8 protein-coding genes are annotated in these 12,898 nt (G+C 42.5%); 1 reads left to right on the forward strand and 7 read right to left on the reverse strand.

What is annotated here, in order from left to right:
- Positions 1 to 17: 17 nt before the first annotated feature.
- The 7 genes from GT641_RS02385 to rpsO all read right to left on the reverse strand — a co-directional run bounded on the left by GT641_RS02385 (position 18) and on the right by rpsO (position 11,386).
- Positions 18 to 1,688, reverse strand: coding sequence for a formate--tetrahydrofolate ligase (locus tag GT641_RS02385; RefSeq protein ID WP_008400758.1), 1,671 nt, complete (start codon positions 1,686 to 1,688; stop codon positions 18 to 20).
- Between the two features lie 111 nt (positions 1,689 to 1,799).
- Positions 1,800 to 4,502, reverse strand: a complete 2,703-nt coding sequence (locus GT641_RS02390; protein WP_161116736.1) for a DNA translocase FtsK — start codon at positions 4,500 to 4,502, stop codon at positions 1,800 to 1,802.
- Between the two features lie 26 nt (positions 4,503 to 4,528).
- Positions 4,529 to 5,404, reverse strand: a complete 876-nt coding sequence (locus tag GT641_RS02395) for an undecaprenyl-diphosphate phosphatase (protein ID WP_008400755.1) — start codon at positions 5,402 to 5,404, stop codon at positions 4,529 to 4,531.
- A gap of 125 nt (positions 5,405 to 5,529) precedes the next feature.
- Complete coding sequence (locus GT641_RS02400; RefSeq protein WP_347562828.1) at positions 5,530 to 6,312, reverse strand: ATP-dependent Clp protease proteolytic subunit; 783 nt, start codon at positions 6,310 to 6,312, stop codon at positions 5,530 to 5,532.
- A 46-nt stretch (positions 6,313 to 6,358) separates the two neighbouring features.
- A complete protein-coding gene (locus GT641_RS02405; protein ID WP_161116737.1) occupies positions 6,359 to 8,755 on the reverse strand; it encodes a N,N'-diacetylchitobiose phosphorylase in 2,397 nt (798 codons plus the stop codon).
- 29 nt (positions 8,756 to 8,784) lie between these two features.
- Complete coding sequence (locus tag GT641_RS02410) at positions 8,785 to 10,887, reverse strand: polyribonucleotide nucleotidyltransferase (RefSeq protein WP_021943800.1); 2,103 nt, start codon at positions 10,885 to 10,887, stop codon at positions 8,785 to 8,787.
- Between the two features lie 232 nt (positions 10,888 to 11,119).
- On the reverse strand, positions 11,120 to 11,386 hold the full coding sequence (gene rpsO / locus GT641_RS02415; RefSeq protein ID WP_161116738.1) for a 30S ribosomal protein S15: 267 nt from the start codon (positions 11,384 to 11,386) through the stop codon (positions 11,120 to 11,122).
- Between the two features lie 345 nt (positions 11,387 to 11,731).
- Between rpsO and aroC the strand changes: the two genes are divergently transcribed.
- Positions 11,732 to 12,829 (forward strand): chorismate synthase, encoded by a 1,098-nt coding sequence (gene aroC / locus GT641_RS02420; protein WP_161116739.1) that lies wholly within the window; start codon positions 11,732 to 11,734, stop codon positions 12,827 to 12,829.
- Positions 12,830 to 12,898 lie beyond the last annotated feature (69 nt).

Here is a 12,898-nt window from a genome sequence, read left to right on the forward strand (position 1 = left end):
ATTCAATTTATTCCTCCTTAGAATAATCCGCAGATTACACCGTCATCATTTACACTGATATTTTCAGCGGCCGGTACCTTAGGCAGACCAGGCATTGTCATGATTGTTCCTGTGATTGCAACCACAAAGCCGGCACCTGCACTGACATATACTTCACGGATATTAATATCAAATCCTTCCGGTCTTCCAAGCTTCTTCGGATCATCCGAAAGTGAATACTGATTCTTTGCCATACATACAGGGAAGTTTCCAAATCCCATTTCTTCAATCTTAGCGATCGCACGATCTGCTTCCGGACTGTATGTTACATTTGCTGCACCATAAATCTCTGTTGCAATGCATGAGATCTTTTCTTTAATTGACAACTCATCTTTATATAAAACTTTAAAATCACTCTTTTTGTTCTCAAGTGTATTTAATACTGCATTTGCAAGCTCGATACCGCCTTCGCCGCCTTTTTCCCATACATTTGCAAGAGCGAAATCACAGTTTCTGTCCTTACAGAATTTCTCCACAAACGCAAGTTCCGCATCTGTGTCTGTGATGAAACGGTTTAAAGTAACGACAACAGGAACCTGATACTTCTGAAGATTCTCGATGTGCTTTTCAAGGTTTACGATACCTTTCTTTAATGCTTCCAGATTCTCCTGACCAAGCTCTGTCTTCGGTACACCGCCGTTGTACTTCAATGCCTTTACGGTCGCAACCAGAACAACTGCATCCGGCTTCAGTCCGTTCATACGGCACTTGATATCAAAGAACTTCTCTGCACCAAGATCTGCTCCGAATCCAGCCTCTGTAATTACATAGTCTGCCAGCTTTAATGCTGTCTTTGTTGCGATTACACTGTTACAGCCATGTGCGATATTTGCAAATGGTCCACCATGCACAAGTGCAGGTGTATGCTCCAACGTCTGGATCATATTCGGCTTGATCGCATCCTTTAATAATGCAGCCATAGCACCAACCGCTTTCAGATCCTTTGCTGTTACAGGCTCGTTCTGATAATTATAAGCAACAATGATCCTGCCAAGTCTCTCTTTCAGATCATTGAAATCCGCTGCAAGACAGAGGATTGCCATGATCTCTGATGCAACCGTGATCACGAAGCCATCTTCTCTCGGTACACCATCTACACGCTTTCCAAGTCCGATCACGGTATGACGAAGCGCACGGTCATTCATATCCATACATCTTTTAAATACAATACGGTTCACATCAATGCCGAGTGCATTTCCCTGATGAATATGGTTATCCATCATTGCTGCAAGCAGATTGTTTGCAGATGTGATCGCATGGAAATCACCCGTAAAATGAAGATTCAGATCCTCCATCGGAACTACCTGTGCATATCCGCCGCCGGCAGCACCGCCCTTGATACCAAAGCAAGGACCAAGTGATGGTTCACGAAGTGCGATAACCGCTTTCTTGTTCAGCCTTCCCATAGCTTCACCAAGTCCGACTGTGATCGTTGTTTTTCCTTCTCCTGCCGGAGTCGGATTGATCGCTGTAACTAAGATCAGCTTACCATTCTCATTTTTCTGTACGGAAGCGATCAGCTCATCTGACAATTTTGCTTTATATTTGCCATACATCTCGATATCATCTTCTTTGATGTCAAGCTTTGCCGCAACCTCCTTTATATTCTTCATCTCTGCCTGCTGTGCAATTTCGATGTCGTTTAACATTTAATATGTCCTCCCTGAGTGTAATTTTATCCTATATCAGGTAAAATCTGCCTATGCACGCTATATCCCTTCACCGGCATTTTCCCTGTATAAATATCATTTGAATCTGTATTATAGATTATTATCTATATATTCGTCAAATTCTTCCTGCGTCATAAGTATCTTTCTTGCCTTTGTGCCCTCCTCCGGACCTACAACCCCGGCACCTGCAAGCTGATCCATGATACGTGCCGCACGGTTAAAGCCAATCTTAAACGCGCGCTGCAGCATTCCGATCGAGGCCTTTTCTTTATCAATGATAAAGCGTCCGGCTTCTACAAAATAATCATCCTTATCACTTCCACCGCTCATACCGGGTGCACCGGCCGCTCCGGTCTGTGTAATAGACTTAGATATATCATCATCATAAGTTCCGACACCGTTCTGTTTCTTCAGATACTCCACAACGGCTGACACTTCTTCATCCGAAACAAAAGCTCCCTGCACACGAACCGGTTTTGGATAACCGGTCGGATAGAATAACATATCACCCTTACCAAGAAGTTTCTCTGCACCATTCATATCTAAGATGGTTCTGGAATCTACACCGGATGATACAGCAAATGCAATTCTCGATGGAACATTTGCCTTGATCAGACCGGTAATAACATCTACCGATGGACGCTGAGTTGCTATAACCAGATGGATACCTGCCGCTCTGGCAAGCTGTGACAGACGGACAATCGCATCTTCCACTTCTCCGTGAGCAACCATCATCAGATCGGCAAGCTCGTCCACGATCACAACGATCGTCGGCATCTTCTTTAGCTTCTCATCATCTACTGATCCGGAAGCAAGTGCCTGTTCTACTTTGTCATTATATCCCTGTATATTTCTGACTCCACATTCTGCAAACATCTGATATCTTCTGGTCATTTCCTCTACTGCCCAGTTAAGTGCGCCAGATGCCTTCTTCGGATCGGTTACAACCGGGATCAGCAGATGCGGGATGCCATTATAACAGGCAAGCTCAACCATCTTCGGATCGATCATGATCAGTTTTACTTCTTCCGGTTTTGCCTTATATAAGATACTCATGATCAGCGTATTGATACAGACCGATTTACCGGAACCTGTCGCACCGGCGATCAAAAGGTGCGGCATCTTGGCTATATCCGTAACGATAACCTGTCCACTGATATCTTTACCGACTGCAAACGCGATCTTAGATTTGGAATTCTTGAAATTATCCGATTCCACCAGTTCACGGAATGCAACGATTGAATTTTCTTTGTTTGGCACTTCGATTCCGATTGCTGCCTTACCGGGGATCGGGGCTTCGATACGAATATCCGCGGCTGCAAGATTTAACTTAATATCATCGGCAAGACCAAGGATCTTACTGACCTTCACGCCCTGCTCCGGCTGCATCTCAAACCGGGTAACCGCCGGTCCGCAGCTATAATTTGTGATCGTAACATTAACACCGAAGTTTTCCAATGTATTCTTCAGCTTGATCGCTGTAGAGCGTACCTGTGCATCCCGGTTCGCATTGTGATTCTTCGGCGGCTGTGCCAGAAGATTGGGTCCCGGAAATTTATACTTTGCTCCCTCTTTATAGTTCTTCTGTCCGGGCTTGTCTGCCGCCGGTGCAGGCTTCTTCACCGTCTGAGAGTTCTCTGCCTTTCCTGTCACACTGGAAAATGCAGAATCCATATCCGGATCATAATCATCCGGTATCACACTGACAACCTCCGGATGCTCATTTCCATTGATCGCACCGGAAAGAACATCTTCCTCATCATCAAATTCAGCATCAAAGATGTCTTTTGTCTGCTGAACAGGAATCTCCTGTGTATCACCCATAGGAACTGCCGACGAAACACCGGCTGCCGTTTCCACAGAAGCAGGCTCTGATTTTCTCCTGCTCTTTGTAACCGACGTTTTCTTCGAAAACGATACCGGTATCTGTTCTTCTCTTTCATCATGAAGTACAATCTTCTCTACATCATTATTGAATGTAAGGAAATCGTCATCCGGTACATTTATTTCATGGATCTCATCCTCATTCTCAAAGAAGTCTTTCGCTTTACCCTTATGCTTTTCATCGCTTTCATAGACTTTCAGATTCTCAAGCCTTACCTGATTATTTGCAGACTTTTTCTTATTCTTCTTGACCGGTCTGTGTTCCTGCTCCGGTTCTTCATACTCTTCTTCCCTGTAAAAACTATTGATCAGATTCTTAAAGGTATCAATCACAGAGATTCCTGTGATCAAAACAAACATAACAAGCGCACCAAGTATAATTACCAATGTTACACCCACAATACCGATCGTATTCCGGAAGATAAAGAACAGACCGCCACAGATAATTCCACCGCCCATATGCTCCTTATATCCATCCAGATATAACTGTTTTACCGATAAATAATCAGTTGTGAAGATCATCTGGCTGATCATCGATATGATCATCAGAACCACACCGATATAGATTACTTCATTTCTGACCTTTTTATTGCCCAAATTGGAAATAACAAATGCCGATGATATAAAAAGATACACCGGGAATATGTACTCAGCAAATCCGATCACCCCAAACAGAAACCCGGATATTGCATCGCCGACCTTTCCACATTTGCCAAAGTTAGCGATCATCAAAAATATGGAAAAAGCAAGAATGACTAAAAGGATTACTTCCAGACGTACTTCCCTGTTATCTTCTTCTATCTGCTGTTCCATCTGCTTTTTTGATGTATTGGGGTTTGATACTGTATTTGACTTTTTAGCTGTACTATTTTTCTTTCCCGTCCCGTTTTTCTTTCTGGTTTCAGCCATTTTCTTCTCCCACTTACTTACTTAAATTAACGTACAAAATAATAAACAACAGATATCACACCTGCGCATAAACAATAGATGGAATATCCTTTGAATTTATTGTTCTTTACTGATTTCAGCATCACTTTGATACAAAGGAAGCCTACAACGCCCGCAACGATCATACCGCTCACATAATTCAGGATCTCTGACCCGGTAAGACTTGCTCCTGCCAGATCCGGAATCTGAAGAATACATGCTCCAAGGATTGTCGGAATCGACATGATGAATGAATATTTTACTGCAAATTCTCTGTTGAATCCACATGCCAGACCTGCTGTAATCGTAGAACCCGATCTGGAAATACCGGGAAGAGTTGCAATACCCTGCGCCAGACCGATAAATAACGAATTCTTATATGTAGCCTCTGCAGGTCCTTTATTACCCTTCTGAACACGATCAGCAATAAATAAGATCACAGATGTGATACAGAGACAAAATCCCGGAACTAATAAAGTATTTCCGGCATTTTCAATCTTGCTCTCAAACGGAAGTGCGATCACCATAGTTACAAGTGTTGATAAAATAACAAGCATTACAAATTTACGGTATTCCGTTTCAATGATCTTACGATATGGTTTCTTCTCCTTGGAAAACAGATTTGCAAAAAATCTCCCTACATTGCAGCAGGCAAGACCGATAATAGTAAATCCTTCTACAATCAGTTCAACAATATCCTTCCAATACACAATAAAAATGGCAACCAACGTACCAAAATGAAGCAGAATATCAAACATGATACCTGTATCTGTATTTACATGAAACATGTTCTTAAAAATTGCGAGATGTCCTGAGCTGCTGACGGGAAGGAACTCGGTTGCTCCCTGAATGATTCCCATAATGATTGATTCTAATAGTGACATAATTGCTCCGATCTGCTGTATGAACCAGCACTGTTTTATTATTTTTCTCTATCTATACCGTTTTTCTATGTACTGGCCAAAAGCCGTAAAAAAACGAACCATCAGCCTATTTTACTATCATTCCATCAATTTATCAAGTCATAGAGTATGTTTAATGCATCCGATATTCCTCCTATCCGGTCAATAATGCCGCATTTGACTGCTTCTTTTCCGACGAGAACCGAACCGATATCTTTGGATAATTCCTGTGTATTGAACATGATCGATCTTAATGAGTCTTCATCGATCTTGGAATGGCAGGACGTAAACTGTATGATTCGATCCTGCATCCGTTCGATATATTCGTAATTTTGTCTCACACCTAATACGGTATCGGACACTCTGAGAGGATGTACGACCATTGTTGCTGTCGGTACAATAAATGATACATCACCCGATACCGCAAGCGGCACACCGATCGAATGACTTCCTCCAAGCACCAGTGTAACAACCGGTTTGCTGATCGATGCCAGCATCTCTGCTATTGCAAGACCAGCTTCTACATCCCCGCCTACTGTATTTAATAATACGAGTACACCTTTGATGCTCTCATCATCCTGAACAACCGCAAGCTCCGGCAATACATGCTCATATTTTGTAGTCTTGGTATCAGATGGCAGACTGACATGCCCCTCAATCTCCCCGATGATATCAAGTAACAATATATTATATTTTTCTTTGTTTCCGTTTATGATGATCTGACCATTTTCTACAATAAGTTCCTGTCTTTTTAATTCCTGATCCATATAAACGACTTCCTTTCTTATAGTCAGAAATGTTCCACCTGTATAAATACGAATATCATTTTTGTTTTTCCATTCAACCACAACTTTTTTTGCAAAAAATAACAGGCAGGAAGATTTTTTCATTTCTTCCTGCCTATTGTTTGATACTTTATATGAAATTATTCATAAATTACATAACGAGTGTAATCTCATTTACATCATCCAGTTCATCAAACCGAATGTAGTTATCTTCCATTACCTTTCCATTTACAGTCATGCTCTGGCAGCCACTTTCATGTCCATCCGGATTTGTAACATGAATATTTAACTTCTTACCACGATAGTTCTTTGTGATATCGAACTCTTTCCAGTCAGATGGTACTGCAGGCGCGATCTTAATTCCATAGAAATCAGGACGCATACCCATGATACCTTCAACACATCCAACCATACAGGTAGATGCTGTTCCTGTCAGCCAGTGAACATGGGAACGGCCTTCATAAGGACTTCCAACTGACTCCGTGAACTGACCATGGCAGTAAGGCTCTAACTTACGAACCTCGGCCTTATCATTCATAGATGCCGGTGAACTCTCGTCAAAGTATTCAAATGCACGATTACCATGTCCCATCAATGCTTCAGCAAGGATGATCCAACCCTGTGGCTGTGAAAAGATACCTGCATTCTCCTTTGTTCCTGCATTGAACAGAAGCATTAACGCTCCGTCAAACGCATGCTCCTTATATGGCGGGAACATCAGTCTGACACCATATGGTGTATTTAATTCTCTGTGAACAGATTCCAATGCAAGCTCGCTCTGTTCTCTGGTAGCAAGGCCACTGATAACTGCCCATGACTGAGGGTTCAGCCACATGCTTGCTTCAGGATCATTCTTGGAACCGATCACCATACCGCCCTCTTTATATCCACGGATATAACGGTCATCCTCCCAGCACTTCTCCTGAATGGTGTTACCCATCTTATACTGGATCTCATTGATATAGTCAATATAATCTGCATCATCTTTTAACTCTGCAAAATACTTAATTACAGTCATTGCATAATAAAGCTGCATTGCTACAAATGTAGACTCTCCACGCTTGCCAAGTCTTAAGCAGTCGTTCCAATCCGCATGAAGTCCTGCAGGCATTCCATTGTCACCCAGACGATTCATAGAGAAGTCGATTGCTCTCTTCAAATGCTCGTATACGGTTCCTTCATCCTTATTTGCAAATGGGATAACCTCATCTATAAAACCGATATTACCTGACTCTGCGATATATTTGTAAATGGTCGGGAATAACCATAATGCATCATCTGCACGATATGCAGGATGTCCGGTCTCTTTTACATAAGATGGATCATCTGGTGTATCCTCATGACCAGGGTTGTGTGTGTACTTAACCAGCGGAAGTCCGCCACCATTATCTACCTGAGCGGATAACATGAAACGAATCTTTTCCAGTGCCATTTCCGGTGCAAGATGGATGATACCCTGAATATCCTGTACGGTATCTCTGTAGCCATAACCGTTTCTCAGGCCACAGTATGTAAAGGATGCAGCTCTTGACCAGATAAAGGTCATAAAGCACTGATAAGAATTCCATGTATTGATCATGTTGTTAAATGACTCGCTCGGTGTCTTAACCTGGAAGTTATCTAACTTGCCATGCCAGTAATCGATCAGCTCCTGAAGCTCTGCAGCGCAGGTCTTCTCATCTTCATAGGCTTTCATGATCTCATTTGCTGTAGCTTCATCCTTCATGCCAAGAATAAATGAAAATGTCTTTGATTCGCCCGGCTCAAGTGTGATCTTTGTCTGAAGTGCACCACAGGAATTCTCGTTATAATTTAATTTATTACCACAGTCACCATTGATAACAGCAACCGGATCAGCATATGTGTGATACATACCAAGGAATTCTTCTTTATCTCCACAGTAAGAAGCAACTTCACTGCCTGCAAGTCCGAAGAAACGCTTGTTTACAGCATTTCCATCCACTGAATCATTCACTACATTCTCATTGATCACCTGAAGGATTTTCTGATCTCTGTAGTAGGTTCTTGAAATAAATAATGTATACTGTAAGTTTACCTGATCCTGCTCATAGTTGCAGTCGTTTGTAAATTCACAGAAACCGATCGCAGACAGATGTCTGGTCTTATCGGATTTGTTTGTAAGAGTTACATTCCATACCTCATGTGTCTTATCCAGCGGTACATAATAAAGTACCTCAGAATGGATACCGGAATAATCTGCCATGATATTGGTATAAGCAGTTCCGTGATGACACTCGCTCTTATACTCATCCAGGCTCTTGCCTACCGGCTGCCAGGATGCTGACCAGAAATCTGAAGTATCGTCATCCCTTAAGTATACATATCTTCCAGGTTGATCAAAGCTGTTGAAGATGTAACGGATGATTCTTCCGTTTGCACCGCTCTTTTCAAAGCTGTAACCGCCTGCATTATTAGAGATGATCGCACCATAGGCAGGCGAACCAAGGTAGTTCGCCCAAGGTGCAGGAGTATCCGGTCTGTCTATTACATATTCTTTTCTGGTTTCATCAAAATGTCCGTATTTCACACACATACCCTCCCGTATAATTTTTGTATTTATTTATTCTCAACATCCTTTAAGCTGAGACTGATACGTCCAGCTCTTTCATCGATCTTGATAACCTTAACAACAACATCGTCGCCTACATTTACAACGTCTTCTACCTTTGCAACTCTCTTGTCAGAAAGCTTTGAAATGTGGATCAGACCATCTTTGTTTGGTGCAAGTGAAACGATCGCACCACAGTCAAGGATCTTAACAACCTTACCCTTGTAGTCATCACCAACAACAAGCGGCTCAACGATCATCTTGATCATGTTCATAGCCTTGTCCATGCTCTCCTGCTCAACACCGCATACAGATACATTGCCGTCATCATCGATATCGATCTTAACGCCTGTCTCCTCGATAATCGTATTGATCGTCTTTCCTCTCTGACCGATTACTTCACCGATCTTATCAGGATCGATCTTGATCTGAACGATCTTTGGAGCAAATTCATTAACATGTGTTCTTGGTGCAGGAATTGCACTGCTCATAACGCCATCCATAATGAATAATCTTGCTTCTCTTGTTCTTGCGATAGCTTCTTCTACAATCGGTCTTGTCAGTCCGTGGATCTTGATATCCATCTGGATTGCTGTGATACCCTTATAAGTACCTGTTACCTTGAAGTCCATATCTCCGAAGAAATCTTCCAGACCCTGAATATCTGTTAATACTACATAATCATCATCTGTATCGCCTGTAACCAGACCACAGGAAATACCTGCAACCATTGACTTTAATGGTACACCGGCAGCCATCAGTGACATACAGGATGCACAGGTAGATGCCATGGAAGTAGAACCATTTGACTCAAATGTCTCAGATACGGCACGGATCGCATATGGGAACTCTTCTATAGATGGTAATACAGGAAGTAATGCACGCTCAGCAAGTGCACCATGTCCGATCTCACGACGTCCCGGTCCTCTGGATACCTTTGTCTCACCTACAGAATATGATGGGAAATTATAATGATGCATATATCTCTTAGATACTACATTCTCATCTAAGCCATCGATCTTCTGGATCTCTGATAATGGAGCCAGAGTTACGATATCGCAGATCTGTGTCTGTCCACGAGTGAACATTGCAGAACCATGTACTCTAGGGATGATATCAACCTCTGCAGCAAGTGGTCTGATCTGGTTGATCGCACGTCCATCCGGTCTCTTACGATCTTTTAAGATCATCTTTCTTACTGTCTTCTTCTGATACTGATATAATGCTTCAGGAATCAGAGCAAGCCATTCTTCATTGTCAGCAAATGCTTCTTCGAATTTCTCTCTGATCTGTCTGATATTTTCTTCTCTTACCTGCTTCTCGTCTGTAAATACAGCAACTTCCATCTCAGCAGGAGTTACGATCTCTTTCATAGCTGCAAATAATTCTTCCGGAATTGCACAGCTTACATAATCATGCTTTGGCTTACCAACTTCTTCTACCATCTTGTTGATGAATTCAATGATAGAAAGGTTTACATCATGTGCCTTGTAGATTGCTTCGATCATCTTGTCCTCAGGGATCTCATTTGCACCAGCCTCGATCATGATAACCTTTGTGCTTGTAGATGCAACTGTAAGCTTCAGATCACCCTCGTCCCACTGTTTCTGGGATGGGTTAATGATGAATTCTCCATCGATCATACCAACCTGTGTCATTGCACATGGTCCGCAGAATGGAACATCTGAAATAGCTGTTGCAATTGCAGAACCAAGCATGGCAACCAGCTCCGGTCTGCACTCAGGGTCAACAGATGTAACAAGGTTGTTTAATGTAACATCATTTCTGTAATCCTTAGGGAATAACGGACGCATCGGACGGTCGATAACACGAGATGTAAGTACTGCATTCTCAGATGCTTTTCCCTCTCTCTTGTTGAATCCGCCTGGGATCTTTCCTACTGCATACATCTTCTCTTCATATTCAACGCTTAATGGGAAGAAGTCGATTCCGTCTCTTGGTTTCTCGGATGCAGTAATTGTTGATAATACAGTTGTATCACCATAATGCATAAATGCGGCGCCGTTTGCCTGTGCTGCTACTCTGCCGATATCAACACGAAGTGTCTTGCCAGCAATGTCCATAGAATAAGTCTTGAATTCTTTGCTCATTTTCTTTTCTCCTGTTTTTCTGTTATTAACCGCAGCAGGCTCGAAACAACTACAAGACGCACCTTATAGATACAGCTTGTAGAAGTCTCGAATTGCCATGCCGCAATCTCTTAAAGTTTAGCATACTCATATGTCAAATACAAGATTGAATCAAAAAAAAACAGGTCAAAAAAAAACAGGTCATCCCAACATACATCGGAACAACCTGTCTTTCTTATCTGTGATGCAGAAATTATTTTCTTAAGCCAAGGCTCTCGATCAGCTTTCTGTAACGCTCAATGTCTTTGCTCTTTAAGTAAGCAAGCATGTTTCTTCTCTGACCAACCATCTTTAACAGACCACGATTTGAGTGGTGATCCTTAGGATTAGCCTTGAAGTGCTGGTTTAAGTCATTGATTCTTGCTGTAAGAAGTGCGATCTGTACTTCTGCTGAACCTGTGTCATTTGTATCCTTGCCGTACTTAGCAACGATTTCCTGTTTCTGCTCTTTTGTTATCATAATAACAATCCTCCATAATATTATACTTGGCCTGAACTGGGTAAAAGGACGGAGACTCCTTAAACTAAGTACAGGCTGACCTTTGTCAGACTACCACACTTTCAAAGGTGTGTCAACTTTAAAATCAAGGTTTTCTGTGTTTTTCACTGCACAAAACGTATTTTTTGTTTTTCAACTACTATATAATAAGCATTTTCTGTTGCTTTTTGTTTTTCAACTACTATATAATAGCATCGTGATGGTATGAAGAGCAATATAAATATACTGTTCTTCCGGCATCTGACACAGATACATCAAATGCAACATGCTGTCTGTGTTTATTCTATCTGAAGGAGATTACATATTATGTCAGGTTCAACATTTGGAAATAAATTCAAGATCACAACATGGGGCGAATCACATGGAAAAGCACTCGGTGTTGTCGTTGACGGCTGTCCTGCCGGTCTTCCACTTACCGAGGATGATATTCAGGTATACTTAAACCGCAGACGTCCGGGCTTCTCCCAGTTCTCAACGCCAAGGAAGGAATCCGATCAGGTAGAGATCCTTTCCGGCGTATTTGAGGGAAAGACCACCGGCACTCCGATCTCACTGATGGTGCGGAACACCTCCCAGCGTTCCGGTGATTACGGCGATATCGCTACCTACTATCGTCCGGGACATGCTGATTATACCTTCGATCAAAAATATGGTTTTCGCGATTACCGTGGTGGCGGCCGTTCCTCCGGCAGAGAAACAATCGGCAGAGTTGCCGCCGGTGCGATCGCTGCAAAGATCTTAAAGACATTAAATATCTCATTTACAACCTATGTATCATCGATTGGTGATATCGTATCCGACCCTGCCGACTTTGATGCAGACTATATTACAAAGAACGAACTGAACATGCCGGATGCCAAAAGCTGCGAAGCTGCATCTGCATATCTTTCCGATATCATGGCACAAAATGACTCAATCGGTTCTACTGTCAAATGTATCGTATCCGGTGTTCCGGCCGGTCTGGGTGATCCGGTCTTTGATAAATTAGATGCCAATCTCGCCAAAGCCCTTATGTCGATCGGTGCTGTGAAAGCAGTTGAGATCGGTGATGGCGTCATGGTATCTGAAAATACCGGCTCTTATGATAATGACGGTTTCCATATCGAAGATGGTGTTGTAAATAAGAACTCGAATCATGCCGGTGGAATCCTTGGGGGAATCAGCGATGGTTCTGATCTGTTGCTCACCTGCCATTTCAAGGCAACGCCATCGATCGCCAGCACACAGAAAACGATCAACAAATCCGGTGAAAATATCGATGTATCGATCCGTGGCAGACATGACCCGATCATCGGTCCCCGCGCTGTAGTCGTTGTAGAATCCATGGCTGCGATCACGATCGTGAATGCGCTGTTTGACAACATGTCCGCAAGAATGGACAGGCTGGTGGAGTTTTATAAATAGTGGAGGGCTTTCCTCTACAGCATGGGATTCCCTACATACAACCAAACTGCCCTATACAGATAACTTGTT

It is taken from the genome of Clostridium sp. BIOML-A1 (genome assembly GCF_009874105.1).
Classification (GTDB): Bacteria; Bacillota; Clostridia; order Lachnospirales; family Lachnospiraceae; genus Coprococcus.

Bases quoted from the DNA above. Each gene is read 5' to 3' on its own strand.
- GT641_RS02385 (WP_008400758.1), bottom strand. From the start codon at position 1,688: ATGTTAAACGACATCGAAATTGCACAGCAGGCAGAGATGAAGAATATA.
- GT641_RS02390 (WP_161116736.1), bottom strand. From the start codon at position 4,502: ATGGCTGAAACCAGAAAGAAAAACGGGACGGGAAAGAAAAATAGTACA.
- GT641_RS02395 (WP_008400755.1), bottom strand. From the start codon at position 5,404: ATGTCACTATTAGAATCAATCATTATGGGAATCATTCAGGGAGCAACC.
- GT641_RS02400 (WP_347562828.1), bottom strand. From the start codon at position 6,312: ATGAAAAAATCTTCCTGCCTGTTATTTTTTGCAAAAAAAGTTGTGGTT.
- GT641_RS02410 (WP_021943800.1), bottom strand. From the start codon at position 10,887: ATGAGCAAAGAATTCAAGACTTATTCTATGGACATTGCTGGCAAGACA.
- rpsO (WP_161116738.1), bottom strand. From the start codon at position 11,386: ATGATAACAAAAGAGCAGAAACAGGAAATCGTTGCTAAGTACGGCAAG.
- aroC (WP_161116739.1), top strand. From the start codon at position 11,732: ATGTCAGGTTCAACATTTGGAAATAAATTCAAGATCACAACATGGGGC.